We start from the raw sequence: 18692 nt of genomic DNA, 5'->3' as shown, positions 1-18692 counted from the left end.
AACCGGGCACCGGAGCGGCGATGGCCCGTCCCGGTGCCCACGAGACAAGGCGCGCGCTCCCCGGTGCGCCCCCGCAACCCGGGGGCGGCAGGCCCCGCCGCGCAAGCAGGCGGCGCACCAGACCCTCTCCCCCCACGGACCGCCTGACAGGGGCCCTGCCCCGAAGCGCCAAACCCGCACGGGCAGGGTTTTCCAGGCCCGGCACCGCAAGCCTGCGCAAGGGGCAAAGCGCCTCCAAGCGATGAGAAACGCGGCAGAAAACCCTTGCCAAGGCCATTTGCCCCCGCCTAGCCTGACCGCGTCAGGGTCACACGTGCGCTTTCTACGCCGCATCGAAGGCGCACACCCCCGGATGGGGCAAAACCGGTAAGGCGGCGGGTTTTCGACATGGACATCACCTTTCTTCTGAACGGAGAGAGCGTGCACCTCGCCGATGTGGCCCCGACGGTCACGCTTCTGGACTGGCTGCGCGAAACCCGCGGGCTGACCGGCACCAAGGAAGGCTGCAACGAAGGCGATTGCGGCGCCTGCACGGTCATGGTCACCGAAGCGGGCAAGGCGCGCGCGCTCAACGCCTGCATCCTCTTCCTGCCCCAGCTGCACGGCAAGGCGATCCGCACGGTCGAGGGGATCTCGGGCCCCGGGGGGCAGCTTCACCCGGTCCAGCAGGCCATGATCGAGCACCACGGCTCGCAATGCGGTTTCTGCACGCCGGGCTTCATCGCGTCGATGGCCACGGCCCATCTCAATGGCGACACCGGCCACGACGACGCGCTGGCGGGCAACCTCTGCCGCTGCACCGGCTACGCCCCCATCGTGCGCGCCGCAAAGGCCGCCGAGAGCGCGCCCATCCCCGACTGGCTGCAACCGGACCTGGATTTCTTCTGTCCGGAAGTATCCCGGGGGAGCGCAGCGGGGGCAGAGCCCCCGGCCCCTCTCCATGCCCCCGAATCCGCCGATGACCTCGCCCGGCTCTACGCCGCCAACCCCACTGCCACTCTGGTGGCGGGCGCCACCGATGTCGGCCTCTGGGTGACCAAGCAGCTGCGCCAGCTCGACCAGGTGATCTTCCTCAACCGCTGCCGCGACCTGCAGGGGATCGAGGAACGCGACGGCGTGCTGACCATCGGCGCGGGTGTGACCATGGACCGGGTGCTGGACCTGATGCGCCGCCACCATCCCTCCTATGCGGAGATGATCCGCCGCTACGGCTCGGCGCAGGTCCGGGCGGCGGCGACCATCGGCGGCAACATCGCCAATGGCTCACCCATCGGGGACAACCCGCCGGCGCTGATCGCGCTCGACGCCACGCTGCACCTGCGCCACGGCGACACCCGGCGCGACCTCGCCATCGAGGATTTCTTCCTGTCCTACGGCCAGCAGGACCGTGCCCCCGGAGAGTTCGTCGAGGCCGTCTCGCTGCCCGCCTCGGCGCCCCGGCTGAAGGTCTACAAGCTGTCGAAACGCTTCGATCAGGACATCTCGGCGGTCTGCGGCGCCTTCAACGTCACTGTCGAGGACGACCGCGTCACCGGCGCCCGCATCGCCTTCGGCGGCATGGCGGGCGTGCCGAAACGCGCCGCGGCGGTGGAGGCCGCCCTGACCGGCCAGCCCTGGACCATGGAGACCGTCGAGGCCACCCGCGATGCCTGGGCGCAGGATTTCGAGCCGCTCTCGGACATGCGCGCCAGCGCGGCCTACCGGCGGGAGACCGCCCGCAACATGCTGACGCGCTACTTCCTCGCCGACCACGGCGGCGCGCAATCGGTGCTGGAGGTGACCGCATGAGCCCGCAGCCGCAACAACTCCCCAGGCGCAGGACAACGCCTGCCATGGCGCATCAGACCCCTCCCCCATGCGCAAGACCCGCCGGGATGCGCACGAAAGGCTCCTCCGTGTCACTCACCACAGGTCCGGCCCGTACCCGGCCCGCCGCCCGCGCCGCCGCCCCTGTCGCGGGACGGCCCCCCGCCGCGGCCCCCAGGCGCCCGGCTGACGTGAAGCGCGCGGAAGGGGTTTCCCGCCTATGTGCCACGGGTCCGGCCCGCGCCCGGGCCGCCCTCCCGGAGGCCCTGGCATGAGCGTCGCCAAACCCCTTCCCCACGACGCCGCCCGCCTGCATGTGACCGGCAGGGCGCGCTACGTCGACGACATCCCGACGCCCGCGAACTGCCTGCACCTCGCCTTTGGCCTCTCCCCCATCGCGGCGGGGCGGATCACCAGCCTCGACCTCGAGGCGGTGCGCGCGGCCCCCGGCGTCGTGAAGGTCTGGACCCGCGCCGACCTGCCGTCGGACTGCGACTGCTCACCCTCGAACCACGACGAGCCGCTGTTGTCCGGGGGCAGCCTGCACTACCTCGGCCAGCCGGTCTTCCTTGTCGCGGCAAGCTCGCATCTCGCCGCCCGCCGCGCCGCCCGCCTGGCGAAGATCGAGACCGCCGCCCGCGACGCGACCCTGACCATCGAAGAGGCGCTGGAGGCCGACAGCCGCTTCGAAGCCGGTCCGGTGATCTGGCAGCGCGGCGATGCGGACGGCGCCATCGCCGAGGCCCCGCACAATCTGTCTGGCAGCCTCGACATGGGCGGGCAGGAACATTTCTACCTCGAAGGCCAGGCCGCGCTGGCCTTCCCGCAGGAAGACGGCGGCATGCTGGTGCATGCCTCGACCCAGCACCCGACCGAAATCCAGCACAAGGTCGCCCACGCGCTGCACCTGAACATGCACGACGTCCGGGTGGAAACCCGCCGCATGGGCGGCGGCTTCGGCGGCAAGGAAAGCCAGGGCAACGCGCTGGCCATCGCCTGCGCGGTGGTGGCGGCCGAGACCGGGCGGCCCGCGAAGATGCGCTACGACCGGGACGACGATTTCACCATCACCGGCAAGCGCCACGATTTCCGCATCGACTACGCGGTCGGCTTCGACGACGAGGGCCGCATCGCCGGGGTCGAATTCGTGCAATACACCCGCTGCGGCTGGGCACAGGATCTGTCCCTTCCGGTGGCGGACCGCGCCATGTTGCACGCGGACAACGCCTATTGGCTGCCCGCCTGCCGGATCGAAAGCCACCGGCTGAAGACCAACACCCAGAGCGCCACCGCCTATCGCGGCTTCGGCGGCCCGCAGGGCATGCTGGGGATCGAACGGGTGATGGACCATATCGCCCACGCGCTTGGACGCGATCCGCTGGCGGTGCGGCGGGTGAACTACTACGGCGGGGCTGAGGCGGATCTGCAGAGGGGGGCTCTGCCCCCCGCTCCTGCGGAGCCCCCCCGGGATATTTCCGGACAGAAGAATGAGAAGGAGGGTTCCGCGGCGGAGGGCGAAGCGCCTGCGGGCGCGGACCTGGCCTCGCGCGGGGGGCCGGAGGGGCCGGAGGATCGCGGCGGGCCGGTGGCCTCCGGGACTGTGCAGACCACGCCCTACGGGCAGCCGGTCGAGGATTTCATCCTGCACGAGATGACCGGGGCGCTGGTCGCGTCCTGCGGCTACGCGGCGCGGCGCGAGGCGGTGGCCGCGTGGAATGCCGCGAACCCGGTGCTGAAGCGCGGCATCGCGCTGACGCCGGTGAAGTTCGGGATCTCCTTCACGCTGACGCATCTCAACCAGGCCGGGGCGCTGGTGCATGTCTACCAGGACGGCTCCATCGCGATGAACCATGGCGGCACCGAGATGGGACAGGGGCTGTTCCAGAAGGTTGCGCAGGTGGCGGCAAGCCGCTTTGGCGTGCCCCTGGAGGCGGTGCGGATCACCGCCACGGACACCGCCAAGGTGCCCAATACCTCGGCCACGGCGGCCTCTTCGGGGTCGGACCTGAACGGCGCGGCGGTGGCCCTGGCCTGCGACGCGATCGTGGGCCGGATGGCGGCCTATCTGGCGGAGCTGCACCAGTGTTCCGTCGACACGGTGGCCTTCGACGGCGGCCGCGTCGTGGTCGGCGGGCGGGAGATGAGCTTCGCCGAGGCTGCCGCGCTATGTTACCAGGGCCGGGTGAGCCTGTCGGCGACCGGTTTCTACAAGACGCCGAAGATCCAGTGGGACCGGCAGCGCGGACAGGGGCGGCCCTTTTACTACTTCGCCTACGGGGTGTCCTGCACCGAGGTCGTCTTGGACACGTTGACCGGCGAGAACCGCATCCTGCGCAGCGACATCCTGCACGACTGCGGCGCCTCGCTGAACCCGGCGCTGGATCGCGGCCAGATCGAGGGCGGCTACGTGCAGGGCGCGGGCTGGCTGACCACCGAGGAACTGGTCTGGGACGACAAGGGCGCCCTGCGGACGCATGCGCCCTCGACCTACAAGATCCCCGCCTGTTCCGACCGCCCGCCGGTCTTCAACGTGGCGCTCTGGGACGGCCAGAACCGCGAGCCGACGGTTTACCGGTCCAAGGCGGTGGGAGAGCCGCCCTTCATGCACGGCATCTCGGCCTTCCTCGCCCTGTCGGACGCGGTGGCGGCCTGCGGGTCCGCCTACCCGGATCTCGAGGCGCCCGCCACGGCGGAGCATGTGCTGGAAGCGATCCGGCGGGCGCGCGGTGTTTGACCTTCAGGGCCTGCGACGGGCGGTGGCCGCCCATGGCCGGGTCGCCCGCGTCGTGGTGGCCGAGGTGGCCGGGTCATCGCCGCGCGAGGTCGGTGCGGCCATGCTGGTCTGGGTGGGCGGGCAGTCCGGCACCATCGGCGGCGGCGCGCTGGAGTATCAAGCGGCGCAGGCGGCCCTGACGCGGCAGGGGCTGACACGGCATCCGCTGGGGCCGGGGCTGGGCCAGTGCTGCGGCGGGGCGGTGACGCTGCTGACGGAACACTACGATGCCGCCGCGGTGGCGGCGCTGGACGAGACCGTGATCGCGCGCGGTCCCGGCGACAGGCCACTGGCGGTGCAGCGCCTGATCGACCGGGCGCGCGCGCGCGGAGAGGCCCCGGCGCCGCAGCTGCTGCAGGGCTGGATGGTGGAGCCGGTGCGGCACCCCACGCTGCCGGTCTGGGTCTGGGGGGCGGGCCACGTGGGCCGCGCCGTGGTCGATGTGCTGGCGCCCCTGCCCGACCTCGCCGTCACCTGGCTGGACACCGGGCCGGAGCGCTTCCCCGAAACGGTCGCCGAGGGCGTGACCGTCCTGCCGGTGGCAGAGCCGGTGCGCGCCGTCGCGATGGCGCCCCGGAGCGCCGCGCACCTGATCCTGACCTACAGCCACGCGCTGGACCTCGACCTGTGCCACGCGCTCTTGCGGCACGGCTTCGGCTTTGCCGGGCTGATCGGGTCGGACACCAAGAAAGCGCGCTTTTCCCGACGCTTGCAGTCTTTGGGCCACACATCTGCCGAAATCGCGCGCATCTGCTGCCCGATCGGGCAGAAAGCTCTGGGGAAGCATCCGCAGGCCATTGCCATCGGGGTCGCCGCGCAAATAGTTTCGTTGCAAACGAGGGACAGAACAGAGTGGCCGATACACTCCTCAGCATCCGGGGCCTGACCAAGGCCTACCCCGGCGTCGTGGCCAACGACGCCGTGTCCTTCGACATCGGCAAGGGCGAGATTCACGCCCTGCTGGGCGAGAACGGCGCGGGCAAGTCGACGCTGGTCAAGATGATCTTCGGCCTGGTGATGCCGGACCGGGGCGAGATGACATGGGACGGGGCGGATTTCGCGCCCTCCAAGCCCTCGGACGCGCGGCGGACAGGCGTGGCCATGGTGTTCCAGCACTTCTCGCTTTTCGACGCGCTGGACGTGGCCGAGAACGTGGCGCTGGGGATGGAAGCCCCGCCCCCCATGACGCAGCTGGCGCGACAGATCCGAGAGGTCTCGGAGACCTACGGCCTGCCGCTGGATCCCTCGCGGACCGTCGGCACGCTTTCGGCGGGCGAGCGGCAGCGGGTCGAGATCATCCGCTGCCTGCTGCAGAACCCGCGCCTGCTGATCATGGACGAGCCGACGAGCGTGCTGACCCCGCAGGAGGTCGAGATCCTCTTCGAGACGCTGAACACCCTGCGCGCCGAGGGGACCTCGATCCTCTATATCTCGCACAAGCTGGAAGAGATCCGGGCGCTTTGCGACACGGCGACGATCCTGCGGCTGGGCAAGAAGGTCGACACCTGCATCCCGCGCGAGACCACGGCGCGGGAAATGGCCGAGATGATGGTGGGCAGCAGTTTTGCCACCCCCGAGGCGCGCGGCGTCGAGAAGGGCGCGGTGCTGCTGGCGGTGCGCGGCTTGTCGCTGCCCGCGCCGGGGGCTTTCGGGACGCCCTTGCGGGAGATTTCGTTCGAGGTGCGCGCGGGCGAGGTGCTGGGCCTTGGCGGCGTGGCCGGGAACGGGCAGGACGAATTGCTGGCGGCGCTGTCGGGAGAGCGGCTGGCGCCCGCGGGCTCGGTCTGCCTGAAGGGCGCGGACATCAGCCGACAGGGGCCGGTGGCGCGGCGGGCGGCGGGGCTCTTGTCGGCGCCGGAAGAGCGGCTGGGCCATGCGGCGGCCCCCGACATGAGCCTGCTGGAGAACGGCGTGCTGACGGCGGCACGGCGCAGGGGCCTGCTGAGCCGGGGCTTCATCTCCTGGGGCAAGGCCAAGGGCTTTGCCGAAGAGGTGATCCAGCGCTTCGACGTGCGCACGCCCGGCGTGCACACGGCGGCGCGGGCACTTTCGGGCGGCAACCTGCAGAAATACGTGGTGGGTCGCGAGATCCTGCAGGCCCCCGAGGTGCTGGTGATCAACCAGCCGACATGGGGTGTGGACGCGGCGGCGGCGGCCTTCATCCGGCAGCAGATCCTGGATCTGGCGGCCAAGGGCAGCGCGGTCGTGGTGATCAGTCAGGACCTCGACGAGCTGATGGAGGTCTCGGACCGCTTCGGCGCCCTGAACGAGGGGCGGCTGTCGGCGCTGCGCCCGGTGGCGGAGCTGAATATGGAACAGATCGGCCTGATGATGGGCGGCGCCCACGACATGGAGGTGGCCCATGTGGAGGCCTGAACGCGTGATGCAGGCGCCGGTTTCTTCGAAAGAAACCGGGTCGGAATTTTTGGAAAATTCCGCGCGCGTGGCGAGGGCCGTGGCATGATCCGGCTGGAGAAGCGCCCGCAGCCCTCGCGGCTCTGGACCGTGCTGACGCCGGTGGTGGCGGTGCTGCTGACCATGGTTGTCGGCGGCATCCTCTTCTGGTTCCTTGGGGCGCAACCGGTCGAGGCGATCCGCACGATCTTCTGGGACCCGCTCTTTCACCCGCAGTTCGCCAGCTATTCCCGCCCGCAACTGCTGGTGAAGGCCGCGCCGCTGATCCTGATCGCCATCGGCCTGTCGATCGGCTTTCGCGCGGGCATCTGGAACATCGGCGCCGAGGGCCAGTACATCATCGGTGCGATCTGCGGCGCCGGGGCCGGGCTGGCGCTCTACCCCTCCGAGAGCCCGCTGATCTTCCCGCTGATGGTGCTCTGCGGCGCATTGGGCGGCTGGGCCTGGGCGATGATCCCGGCCCTGCTCAAGACCCGCTTCGGCACCAACGAGATCCTGGTCTCGCTGATGCTGGTCTACGTGGCGCAAAACGTGCTGGTCTCCGTCTCGACCGGCTTGCTGAGGAACCCCGAGGGCATGGGCTTTCCCGGATCGCGGAACTTCAAGCAATGGCCCGCGGTCCACAACGCCGAGCTTGTGTCGAACACCGGCCTGCACTGGGGTGTCGTGGCGGCGCTGATCGCGGTGATCGCGGCGCAGGTGATGATGACCCGCCACATCCAGGGCTTCAATATCCGCCTGAGCGGAGAGGCGCCGCGCGCCGCGCGCTTCGCCGGGGTGAACCCGGCTCGGATCGTGTTCCTCTGCCTTGGCCTTGCCGGTGCGCTGGCGGGCATGGCGGGGCTTTTCGAGGTGACCGGCCCGGCGGGACAGCTGACCGACAGCTTCAACGCGGGCTACGGGTTCACCGCGATCATCGTGGCCTTCCTCGGGCGGCTGAACCCGGTGGGCATCCTGCTGGCGGGCTTTCTGATGGCGCTGACCTACATCGGCGGCGAGCTGGCGCAGCTGATGCTGAGCCTGCCCGGCGCGGCGATCCAGCTGTTCCAGGGGATGCTGCTGTTCTTCCTGCTGGCCATGGATGTCTTCACCAACTACCGGCTGCGCTTTGGCGCGGGGGTGGCGGCGTGATGCGGTTGGCAGGTGTTGGCGCGTGTTGCGCGGGCCGGAACGAGGGGCTGCGCTGCGCGCGTTCAGCGTCGCCTCACCCCTCGCGCTCCCCGGGATATTTCCGGACAGAAGAAGCAGGGGCCGCGCGCTGTCTTGGGCGAGGCGGGTCGTTTGCCGACACCCCCGGCAACAACGGAGGGTTTTCCTGATGGATTTCGGTTCGATCAACCCGGTGCTGCTGGTCGCCTCGATCATGATCTCGGCCACGCCGATCCTGCTGGCGGCTATTGGCGAGATGGTGGTCGAGAAGTCCGGCGTGCTGAACCTTGGCGTCGAGGGCATGATGATCACCGGCGCCGTGGTGGGGTTTGCGGTGGGGGTGAGCTTTGCCTCTCCGGCGCTGGGATTCGTGGCGGCGGCGGCGGGAGGCGCGGCGCTGAGCCTTGTCTTTGCCGTGCTGACGCAGGTGCTGCTGTCGAACCAGGTGGCCACGGGGCTGGGGCTGACACTGGCCGGGCTGGGCCTGTCGAGCCTGATCGGCAAGCCCTACGAGGGGATCAAGTCCCCCACCCTGCCGAAGCTGGATATCCCTGTGCTCTCGGAGCTGCCCGTGCTGGGGCGCATGCTGTTTTCCCATGACGCCATGGTCTACCTGTCGCTGCTGCTGGTCGTGGCGGTCTGGGCCTTCCTGAAATACACCCGCGCCGGGCTGATCCTGCGCGCGGTGGGCGAGAGCCACGGTTCCGCCCATGCGCTGGGTTACAAGGTCGTGCGCATCCGCGTCGCCGCCATCCTCTTCGGCGGCGCCTGCGCGGGGCTGGGCGGCGCCTACCTGTCGCTTGTGCGCGTGCCGCAATGGACCGAGGGCATGACCGCGGGCGCGGGATGGATCGCGCTGGCCATCGTCGTCTTCGCCTCGTGGCGGGCGGGGCGGGTGGCTCTGGGGGCCTACCTCTTCGGCGGCATCACCGTGCTGCAGCTGAACCTGCAGGCGGCGGGGGCCGAGGTGCCCGTCGCGCTCTTGTCAGCCTCGCCCTACCTGATCACCATCATCGTGCTTGTCATCATCTCGGCACGCGGCGCGCATGGCGCGCCCGCCTCGCTGGGCCGATCTTTCCACGCCTCGTCCTGAGGCCAACCCTGAACCAACGGGAGACCACCATGCTTCGCAGAACCCTTCTTGCCTCCGCCGCGGCCGTGCTGACGCTGGGCAGCGCCGCGCTGGCGCAGGACGATCCGCTGACCGCGGGCTTCATCTACATCGGACCGCCGGGAGACGGCGGCTGGACCTACGAGCACGATCAGGCCCGCCAGAAGATGGAGGCCCATTTCGAGGGCAAGGTGAAGACCGTCTACCAGGAGAACGTGCCGGAAAGCGCCGACGCCGAGGGCGCGATCACCCGCATGGCGCTGTCCGGCGCCGACATCATCTTCACCACCTCCTTCGGCTACATGGACCCGACCATCGCCGTGGCCGAGAAATTCCCGGACGTGAAGTTCGAGCACGCCACCGGCTACAAGCGCGCCGACAACGTCTCGACCTATTCGGCGCGCTTCTACGAGGGCCGCGCGATCCAGGGCCATATCGCGGGCAAGATGACCAAGACCAACAAGATCGGCTACATCGCCTCGGTGCCGATCCCCGAGGTCGTGCGCGGCATCAACTCTGCCTATCTGCACGCCAAGAAGGTGAACCCGGACGTCGAGTTCTCGATCATCTGGCTGTATACGTGGTTCGATCCGGCGAAAGAGGCCGATGCCGCCCGCGCGCTGATCGAGAACGGCGCCGACGTGGTGCTGCAGCACACCGACTCGACCGCGCCGCAGGCCGCCGCGCAGGAAGCCGGGAACGTCATCACCTTCGGCCAGGCCTCGGACATGGCGGATTACGCGCCGATGCCGCGCGTCTCGTCGATCATCGACAACTGGACGCCCTATTACATCGAGCGCGTGCAGGCGGTCATGGACGGCACATGGGAGTCGAAGGACACCTGGGACGGGGTCTCGACCGGCATGGTCGGAATCGGCGAGATCACCGACGCGGTGCCCGCCGAGGTCAAGGAAGAGGCGCTGGCCATGAAGGCGGCGCTGGCGTCGGGCGAGTACCACCCCTTCACCGGCCCGATCAACAAGGCCGACGGCACGCCATGGCTGGCCGAGGGTGAGACGGCCAGCGACGGCGACCTTGCGGGCATGCTGTTCTTCGTCGAGGGCCTCGACGCGGAAGTGCCGCAGTAAGCACAGGGCCGATACGGTTCGACCTGACGCCCCCGAAGGAGACTTCGGGGGCGTTTTCCTTTCCGCTTTGGATGAAGACTCACCGCTCGGGTTGAGATGCGCTCCCGACGGAAACCCCGGGGGCGTTTGCACTGCACGCTGAGAACGACAGCTTTCCCGGACCGGTGAGCCGCGCCATCGCAGGGCCGTGGTCCGGCGACCCTTCGGTTCAGGAAGGCAGTTTATCCCGGCAATGTCCCTACGAGTTCAGATAGGTCGCGCCAACATCCGCCAAATCGCCGGGCCGTCGCACCGTAGCTGCGCCGTTGCCAGTGGCCCGCCTTTGGCGGCACGGATGGCCCGTCATGTCGAAGACATGCCCCCGGCATGATGGCGCGGCGGCTTCGCCTTGGGTCCGCGCCGGGTGGTTGATCGCATTGTTGCAAGATTTGAGCCGTGCAGGACACCCCTTTAAGGAAAGGGCCAGAGGCATCCCCGAATACAAGCCTATCCCTGACAGCCTGCGCTCCCTCCGCAAACTTAACCTTTGTTAAACAAATCAGGAACCGCGCACTCTCCCCTGCGTTGTGTCGGAAAAGTGAGTTTCAAAACGGGGGACAGAATTCTTGGAACAGCTTGCACGAAGGCTCGGTCTGCGCACCGATCCGATCATCTTCTTTACATCCGCCGGTTTCACCCTTGTCTTCGTCCTTGCCCTGGTGATCGCCCCCGAGGCCATCGGCCAGGCCTTCGCCGCCGGTCGCGCCTGGATCGTCACCAACCTTGGCTGGTTCTTCATCCTTGGCGTCAACGTCTGGCTGGGCTTCCTGATCTGGGCCGCCGCCTCGCGCCATGGCCATATCCGGCTTGGCCCCAAGGGCTCGCGCCCCGAGTTCAGCAACCTGTCGTGGTTCACCATGCTCTTTGCCGGCGGCATCGGCACGGTGCTGATGTTCTGGGGCGTGGCAGAGCCGATCTCGCATTTCTCGGCGCCGCCGATACAGGGGGTAGAGCCCTACACGGAACAGGCCGCGCGCGATGCCATGTCCATCGCGATCTACCACCTTGGCCTGCACACCTGGACGATCTTCACGCTGCCCGGGCTGGCCTTCGCCTATTTCATCAACCGCTACGAACTGCCGGTGCGCGTGTCCTCGGTCTTTTATCCGCTGCTGCGCGAGGGCATCCACGGCCCCATCGGCAAGGCCATCGACGTGGCGGCCATCCTCGGCACGCTCTTCGGGGTCGCGGTCTCGCTGGGCCTCGGCTCCAGCCAGATCGCCGCGGGCCTGAACGAACTGTTCGGAACCGGTGACGGCCCTGCCGTGCAGGTGACGATCCTCGCGGTCCTGACGGGCGTGGCGGTCTGTTCCATCGTCGTGGGGCTGGACAAGGGTGTGAAGGTGCTGTCGAACCTCAATATCGGCATGGCCGTGGCGCTGATGGTCTTTGTGCTGGTCTGCGGCTCGACCCTGTTCCTGCTGCGCGGCATCGTAGAGACCTTCGGGCTGTACTTCGGCAACCTGCCGCGTCTGGCCTTCTGGAACGACATGCTGGCCAACAACAACCCGAACACCGAAACATGGGGCTGGCAGGGTGGCTGGACGGTCTTCTACTGGGCCTGGACGGTGACCTGGTCGCCCTTCATCGGCCTTTTCGTGGCGCGGATATCGCGCGGGCGGACGATCCGCGAATTCGTCTTCGGCGTGCTCATGGCGCCCTCGGCCTTCACCCTGATCTGGTTCGCCATCTTCGGCTGGCAGGCGATGGAATTCGACGGCCTCGGCCTTGCCGCCCGCGCCGCCATGGGAGAGGAGGCCGGCCAGATAAGCGCGGCGGTGGCGGAGAGCGTGCCGCTGGCGATGTTCGCCTTCTTCGAGCACTTCCCCTTCACCACCTTCATCCAGGGCTTCGCGGTGGTGATCGTGGCGATCTTCTTTGCCACCTCTTCGGACTCGGCCAGCCTTGTGGTCGACATGCTCTGCACCGGCGCGCCGGAACCCGGCCCGGTGGGGCAGCGGGTCTTCTGGGGCGCGACAGAGGGGCTGGTCGCCGCCATGCTGATCGTGCTGGCGGGCGATGCGGGGCTGGACGCCCTGCAACAGGTGATCACCGTGGTCGGGCTGCCGATCTTCGTCCTGGTCTGCATGATGATCCCCTCGCTGATCCGGGGCTTTGCCATGGAAGAGATCGACCACATCACCATCGGCACCCGGCCAGAGCTGGAAGAGTTCCACCCGGACAACGCCTGACACAGGGGGGGCGCCCTGCCCCGCCATCCGGCGCCGCTGTTTCCCCAGCGGCGTCTGCGGTTGCTGCGGCGCTCCGCGACCGCCCGACCCGGTCACCTGTGCCGCTGGAAAGAGCATCTCTTCGTCTGTGCACGGGGCGACGCGGGACCGGGTCGGCCCGCTGCGCCCGCAGGGCGAAAACCTCCACGGGACTGGCCGGGTTCGTGCCGGTAAAGGCCTGGACAACACCGGGCCCCGGCAACCCCGACGCGACCGGGTGCCAGAAAACCCGCAGCCCGCCTCGCCACGGCCCGCCCCGGTCCTTCCAATCAGGGGCCGGTCGTCAGCCTCGCCAGCCTGCGCGCCCTGTCGGAAGCCTGCCCGAAGACATTGCACCCCAACGTCACCCGCAGGGCGCCGACCAGTTCGTCCACCGTCTCGGCCCCCACGTAGCGGCCGCCGGTGCGGTCGGCGAGGCAGCGCGCCACCGTCGCGTCCCCAGAGGCCTCTGTCCGGCCCGGGTCCGGCCAATCGTCGCGCACCTTGAAGCCGATCACATGCACTGTCAGCCCCGGCGCCGTCGCGGCCAGCTCTGCCGCCAGCTGGCAGGGCTGGCCGCCGCAGGTTTCCTTGCCGTCCGTCACCAGCACCACTGCGCCGCTGTTCCCGGGCGCGCCCAGCACCTCGGCGGCCCGCTTCACCGCATCGGTCAGGGATGTCCCGCCCGCGGGCCGCAGCGCCTGCACATCGGCCAGCAGCCGCGGCGCCGCCTGCCATTGCGGGGCAAAGCGCAGGTCGATGTTCCGGCAGGTGCGATCCCCGGCAGGGCCATAGATCACCAGCCCCAGCCGGCGCGCCGCCGCGATCTCGGGGATCACCCGGTTCAGGGCCGTGCGCGCCTCGGAGATGCGCGGCACGCCGATCCCGGTAGAGCCGATCTCGGCCATGGAGCCGGAGCCGTCGAAGACGATCATCGCGTCCTCGGTGCAGCTTTGCCCCGCGCCGGTGGGCGCCGGGGCCAGAGCCAGCGCCGCCGCCAGCACGGGCGCAAGGGGGTCATAGAGGCGCATGGGCCGTCCTCCCTGCCCAACAGCCTGCCCGGTTGCGGGCCACCTGTCCAGTTCCCGGCCCGCAGCCACCCGCCGGGGCGGAACCGGCACAGCAGGGGCGCATGGCCCATCCTGTGGCAGAACCACGCCGAGGGTCGGACGATCCCGCTGCCCCAGTCGCACGGCCCTGCCCGGGGGCCGACGCGCCCGCCCCCGGACAGGGGCAGGATCCTGCCCCGCCGCAGGCACCCGACCACGCGCCCCTTGATGCCCGCGCATGTCCGGGGCAAAGACAAAGGATGAACATCCACGAATTTACCTTCCGCGGCGTCTCGCTGCACGCCCTGCCCTCCGGCGCCCTGCACTGGCCCGAGGAAGGGCTGCTGGTGGTCTCGGACCTGCACCTTGGCAAGTCCGCCCGGCTGTCGGCGGTGGGCGGCGCGCAATTGCCGCCCTACGACACGCAGGAAACCCTGTCGCGGCTGGAGCAGGATCTGGCCGCCACCCGCGCCCGGTCGGTGATCTGCCTCGGCGACAGCTTCGACGCGCCCGGGATCGATGCCTGCCTGCCCGAGCCTGAGGCCCTGTGGATCACCCGCCTGCAAGCCGGGCGCGACTGGACCTGGATCGAGGGCAACCACGACCCCGGCCCGGTGGCCCTGGGGGGCACGCACCGGGCCGAACATCGTCTGGGTCCGCTGGTCTTTCGCCACATCGCCAGCCCCGGGGCAGAGGGCGAGGTCTCTGGCCATTACCACCCCAAGGCCCGGATCGTGGTGCGCGGGCGGGCGCTGACCCATCCCTGCTTTCTCTGCGATGCCCGGCGGCTGATCCTGCCCGCCTATGGCGCCTATACCGGCGGGCTCTCCTGCGACCGCGCGCCGCTGGCCACGCTGATGGGCCCCGAGGCCTGCGCGATCCTTCTGGCACGGCGCCCCGTGGCGATCCCGATGCCGCGCGCCGCCGCAGGGTAACGCTTGCCGCCCGGCGCGCGCCCGGCAATGCTGGGGCCATGCAGACCGACCTGGAAACCCGCATCCGCGACAGCTTTGCCCGGCAGGGGCTGATGACGACACTGGGCGCGACGGTTGTCTCGGTCGGACACGGGACGGTGGAGATCCGCGTGCCGGTGACCGCCGCCGCCAGCCAGCAGCAGGGCTACGCGCATGGCGCGGTGGCCTTCGCCATCGGCGACAGTGCCGCAGGTTATGCCGCCGTCACGGTGCTGGCCCCGGGCGACGACGTGGTGACCTCAGACATGACGATCCACTACCTGGCCCCCGGCACCGGAGAGGCGCTGGTCGCCCGCGGTCAGGTCGTGAAGCCCGGTCGCCGGATGCTGGTGACGCAGGCCGATGTCTACGCGGTGACCGAAGGGGCAGAGCGCCACATCGCGCGGCTGACCGGCACGATGGTGCGCATCCCGGCCCCCGAGCCCCGGTAGCGCGCCAACAGGAGCCGTGGTGCCCGGCGCGATCCAGTCACCCGGCCCCAAGGCGGGGCTGCCCGCCGCCGCCGCGCCCGGCCAAGGGGCCCCGGCGGATCAGTCCCCGGGATTGTTGCGCCCCGTCGCCCTGTCCGATCCCCTTCCGCATTCCGCGCATTCCCGGCGCAGGGGCCGGAAGGGTCCAGTGCCCGGGGCATCGCCTCAGCGCAGGCCCGCGACGCGCCGCCCGCACCCCGGAAACGAAAAGACCCGGCGGCCTCGCGGGCGCCGGGTCTCTGGCTGTTGTCGGTGCCGTCAGGCCGAGGGTTCCGGCTCCATATCGCCGGCGGGCTTGGCCTTGGGCTTGGTCTTCGGGATGGCCGTGATGCTGGGCTTTTCGTCCTCGACACCAGAGCCGTGATCGTCGTCGCCGGAATGCGGCGGTTCGCCCCGCACCACGCGCTGGATCTCTTCGCCGGTCAGCGTCTCGTACTCCAGCAGGCCCTTGGCCAGGCGCTCCCACTCTTCCCTGCGGTCGGTCAGGATCTGATAGGCGCGGTCGTAGGCTTCGGAAATCAGGCGCCTCACCTCTTCCTCGATCAGGCGCTTGGTCTCGGCCGAGACCGACAGGCCCGCCGTATTGCCGGAATAGCCCTCTGCCGCCTCGCGGTAGTCGATATTGCCGACCTTGTCGGACATGCCCCATTGCAGCACCATCGCGCGCGCCAGAGCCGAAGCCTGCTGGATGTCGCCCGCCGGGCCGTTGGACACGTTCTCTTCGCCGTATTTCATGATCTCGGCGGCCTTGCCCGCCATGGTCATGGCCATCTTTTCCTCGCACTCGGACTTGTGCCAGTTCAGACGGTCGATTTCCGGCAGGCTGACCACCATCCCCAGCGCGCCGCCGCGCGGAATGATCGTGGCCTTGTAGACCGGATCGCACTGCGGCAGCGTCAGGCCGACGATGGCGTGACCGGCCTCGTGGTAGGCGGTCTTTTCCTTCTGCTCGTCGGTCAGGACCATGCTGCGGCGCTCGGCCCCCATCATGACCTTGTCCTTGGCGTTCTCGAAATCGACCATGGTGACGAAGCGGCGACCGACGCGGGCGGCCATAAGCGCCGCCTCGTTCACGAGGTTCGCAAGGTCGGCGCCCGAGAAACCGGGCGTGCCGCGCGCGATAATGCGCAGGTCGACGTCGGGGCCAAGCGGGGTCTTGCGCGCATGCACGCCAAGGATCTTCTCGCGGCCCTTGATGTCGGGGTTAGGCACTGTGACCTGCCGGTCGAAGCGGCCCGGACGCAGCAGCGCCGGGTCCAGAACGTCGCGGCGGTTGGTGGCGGCGACGATGATCACACCCTCGTTGGCCTCGAAACCGTCCATCTCGACCAGAAGCTGGTTCAGCGTCTGCTCGCGCTCGTCGTTGCCACCGCCGTAGCCCTGGCCACGGGCGCGGCCCACGGCGTCGATCTCGTCGATGAAGACGATGCAGGGCGCGTTCTTCTTGGCCTGCTCGAACATGTCGCGCACGCGGCTGGCGCCGACGCCAACGAACATTTCCACGAAGTCGGAACCCGAGATGGTGAAGAAGGGCACACCGGCCTCGCCCGCGATGGCGCGCGCAAGCAGCGTCTTACCGGTGCCCGGAGGGCCCACCAGCAGCGCGCCCTTGGGGATCTTGCCGCCGAGGCGGCTGAACTTCTGCGGGTTGCGCAGGAATTCGACGATCTCTTCCAGCTCTTCCTTGGCCTCGTCGATGCCCGCCACGTCGTCGAAGGTCACGCGGCCGTGCTTTTCGGTCAGCAGCTTGGCCTTGGACTTGCCAAAGCCCATGGCCCCGCCTTTGCCGCCGCCCTGCATCCGGTTCATGAAGTAGATCCAGACGCCGATCAGCAGCAGGAAGGGCAGAAGCGACAGGATGAAGGCCTGAAAGCCCGACTGCTGCTGCGCCTCGGCCTTCACCGGCACCTCGTTGTTCAGCAGAAGCGTGGTGATCTCGGCGTCTTCCGGCTTGATCGTCACGAACTCCTGGCCCTCGGTGGTGCGATAGCGCACCTGCTCACCGTCGATGGTGACCTGCCCGACCTGGTTGCTTTCGACCGCCCGGACGAATTCCGAATAGCTGATCTCGCGGCTTTGCAGCGTGTTGCCGCCACCGGAAAAGAGGTTGAACAGCGCCAGGATCAGAAGAAACAGAACGACCCAGAAGGCGATATTACGCGCGTTGCCCAAGAGGGGACTCCTTTGCAGACCGAAGAGGCGGCCCGGTCAGGCGCCTTTGGGGTGTAACATAGCGATTGGCGACAGGGGTTCAATGCGTCATGAGGAACTGGGTAAAGCCCGGCGCGATCCAGCGCGGCCCCGCCGCCGGATCGGGCCGACCGTCGCGCCAGACCACGGGCAACACGCGGGCGATCCGGTGCGGAAGCGGTGCACGCTCTGCCGGGTCCAGCGCCCGCCAGCCCGCATCGCCCAGGGCGCGGAGCGCGCCGCCCGCCTCCGGCGCCTGCCAGCGCCCGTCCCACAACCCGCCGACAGCGCCAAGACCGCAAATCGCGGCATGCTCGCGGAAGATCGCCACACGCCCGCCCAGATGCGCCACCTCGCAGCCGTGCAGCGTGCCGCCGCCACCGCTCAGGACCCGGTCCAGCAGGGCATCCAGCGGCGCGGCCCTCGGCGCGTAGTCGCGCCCGGCCACCCAGCGCAACATCCGCGCCAGCAGGCGCCGCCGCGTCGCAGGGGCAACCCCTGCGGCCCAGCCGGGCGCCAGCGACAGCCAGCCGGGATGCTCTGCGCCACCCGCCTCCCAGGCGCGCAGCACATCCGCCTGCAGAACGTCGCGATCCGCCCGCAGCCGCTCGGCGGCGCCCGCAAGCGCGTCCCGGTCCAGCCCCTCCGCCTCCAGCAGGGCGAGCAGCCGCCGCATCCGCGCCCGGTCGAACCGGGGATCGGCGTTCGAGGGATCGTCGACGAAGGGCACCTTCAGAACCGTCGCGTGATGCCGCAATGCCGCCCGCGACATGCCAAGGCAGGGCCGGACCAGAACCATGCCGGCCGCAGCCCCCCCCGCCTCCGCGGGCACCGAAGGCTGCAGGGGCAGCGCGCGCAGCGGCGCCATGGCGGCCAGCCCGTCGCCCCCGGCCCCGCGCGCCAGCCGCATCAGGAAACTCTCGGCCACATCGTCACGGCTATGGGCCAGCAGGACATGGCGCGCAGACCCCCGCCAGGCGTCGATCAGCGCCAGGCGCCCGCGCCGAGCCGCGTCCATCTTGTTGCCGCGCCCCTCCCAGGACCAGCACAACACGACATGCTCATGCCCCAACAGGGCGCATTCCGCCGCCACCATCCGGGCTTCTTCGGCGCTTTCCGCCCGCAGGCCGTGATCCACCGTAACGACCCGCAGCCGCACACCCCAGACCCGTGCCCACTCATGCGCCAGCGCCAGCATCGCCATGCTGTCGGCCCCGCCGGACACCGCCAGCACGAGTTCCTCGGGAAAATCCGGCCCCAGCAGGGTGCCCATCTCCTCCGCGAACCGCCGTTGCAGGCTCACGCGCCGCCCCCCGCTTCTTCTTTGCAAAAATACTCTCGGGGGGAGGCGCACAGCGCCGGGGGGCAGAGCCCCCATCGCGCGCGCAGCGCGCGCCGGTCGGATCGGCACAGCCGAT

General features: G+C 69.5%; 13 protein-coding genes. 10 read left to right on the top strand and 3 right to left on the bottom strand.

The genetic code is table 11. From position 1 onward, the window contains the following. Nucleotides 1–387 precede the first annotated feature (387 nt). The 8 genes from xdhA (at nt 388) to ACN5KJ_RS15435 (ending at nt 12573) form a co-directional block, all read left to right on the top strand. Nucleotides 388–1788, top strand: a complete 1401-nt coding sequence (xdhA, locus tag ACN5KJ_RS15470; protein ID WP_418594901.1) for a xanthine dehydrogenase small subunit — start codon at nt 388–390, stop codon at nt 1786–1788. 289 nt (nt 1789–2077) lie between these two features. Further along, the gene (locus ACN5KJ_RS15465; RefSeq protein WP_418594900.1) at nt 2078–4540 is read left to right on the top strand and encodes a xanthine dehydrogenase molybdopterin binding subunit; all 2463 of its coding nucleotides are present in this window, start codon (nt 2078–2080) and stop codon (nt 4538–4540) included. After that, nucleotides 4503–5465, top strand: a complete 963-nt coding sequence (gene xdhC, locus ACN5KJ_RS15460) for a xanthine dehydrogenase accessory protein XdhC (RefSeq protein WP_418594899.1) — start codon at nt 4503–4505, stop codon at nt 5463–5465. The genes ACN5KJ_RS15465 and xdhC overlap by 38 nt, the downstream gene beginning before the upstream one ends. After that, nucleotides 5432–6955: an ABC transporter ATP-binding protein gene (locus ACN5KJ_RS15455; protein ID WP_418594898.1), complete on the top strand. Its 1524-nt coding sequence runs from the start codon at nt 5432–5434 to the stop codon at nt 6953–6955. Before xdhC ends, ACN5KJ_RS15455 begins: the two co-directional genes overlap by 34 nt. A gap of 84 nt (nt 6956–7039) precedes the next feature. Continuing rightward, nucleotides 7040–8125 (top strand): ABC transporter permease, encoded by a 1086-nt coding sequence (locus ACN5KJ_RS15450; protein WP_418594897.1) that lies wholly within the window; start codon nt 7040–7042, stop codon nt 8123–8125. Between the two features lie 187 nt (nt 8126–8312). After that, entirely contained in the window at nt 8313–9236 is a 924-nt protein-coding gene (locus ACN5KJ_RS15445) for an ABC transporter permease (RefSeq protein ID WP_418594896.1), read from the top strand. A gap of 29 nt (nt 9237–9265) precedes the next feature. After that, on the top strand, nt 9266–10342 hold the full coding sequence (locus ACN5KJ_RS15440; RefSeq protein ID WP_418594895.1) for a BMP family ABC transporter substrate-binding protein: 1077 nt from the start codon (nt 9266–9268) through the stop codon (nt 10340–10342). 605 nt (nt 10343–10947) lie between these two features. Further along, the gene (locus ACN5KJ_RS15435; protein WP_418594894.1) at nt 10948–12573 is read left to right on the top strand and encodes a BCCT family transporter; all 1626 of its coding nucleotides are present in this window, start codon (nt 10948–10950) and stop codon (nt 12571–12573) included. 308 nt (nt 12574–12881) lie between these two features. Here ACN5KJ_RS15435 and ACN5KJ_RS15430 read toward each other — a convergent pair whose 3' ends face one another. Continuing rightward, the gene (locus ACN5KJ_RS15430) at nt 12882–13622 is read right to left on the bottom strand and encodes a vWA domain-containing protein (protein WP_418594893.1); all 741 of its coding nucleotides are present in this window, start codon (nt 13620–13622) and stop codon (nt 12882–12884) included. Between the two features lie 278 nt (nt 13623–13900). Here ACN5KJ_RS15430 and pdeM point away from each other — a divergent pair, with 278 nt between their 5' ends. Continuing rightward, nucleotides 13901–14575 (top strand): ligase-associated DNA damage response endonuclease PdeM, encoded by a 675-nt coding sequence (pdeM, locus tag ACN5KJ_RS15425; RefSeq protein ID WP_418594892.1) that lies wholly within the window; start codon nt 13901–13903, stop codon nt 14573–14575. Between the two features lie 38 nt (nt 14576–14613). After that, entirely contained in the window at nt 14614–15045 is a 432-nt protein-coding gene (locus ACN5KJ_RS15420; protein ID WP_347166875.1) for a PaaI family thioesterase, read from the top strand. 297 nt (nt 15046–15342) lie between these two features. On the opposite strand, the gene ftsH is transcribed toward ACN5KJ_RS15420, so the two are convergent. Then, nucleotides 15343–17256 carry an ATP-dependent zinc metalloprotease FtsH gene (ftsH, locus tag ACN5KJ_RS15415; RefSeq protein WP_418594891.1) on the bottom strand — a complete coding sequence of 638 codons (1914 nt, stop codon included), beginning with the start codon at nt 17254–17256 and terminating at the stop codon, nt 15343–15345. A gap of 79 nt (nt 17257–17335) precedes the next feature. Beyond that, a complete protein-coding gene (gene tilS, locus ACN5KJ_RS15410; protein WP_418594890.1) occupies nt 17336–18577 on the bottom strand; it encodes a tRNA lysidine(34) synthetase TilS in 1242 nt (413 codons plus the stop codon). Nucleotides 18578–18692: the final 115 nt, after the last annotated feature.

The sequence above is a fragment of the Ponticoccus sp. (in: a-proteobacteria) genome (assembly GCF_048381735.1).
This window is presented reverse-complemented; position numbering and strand designations above follow the sequence as displayed.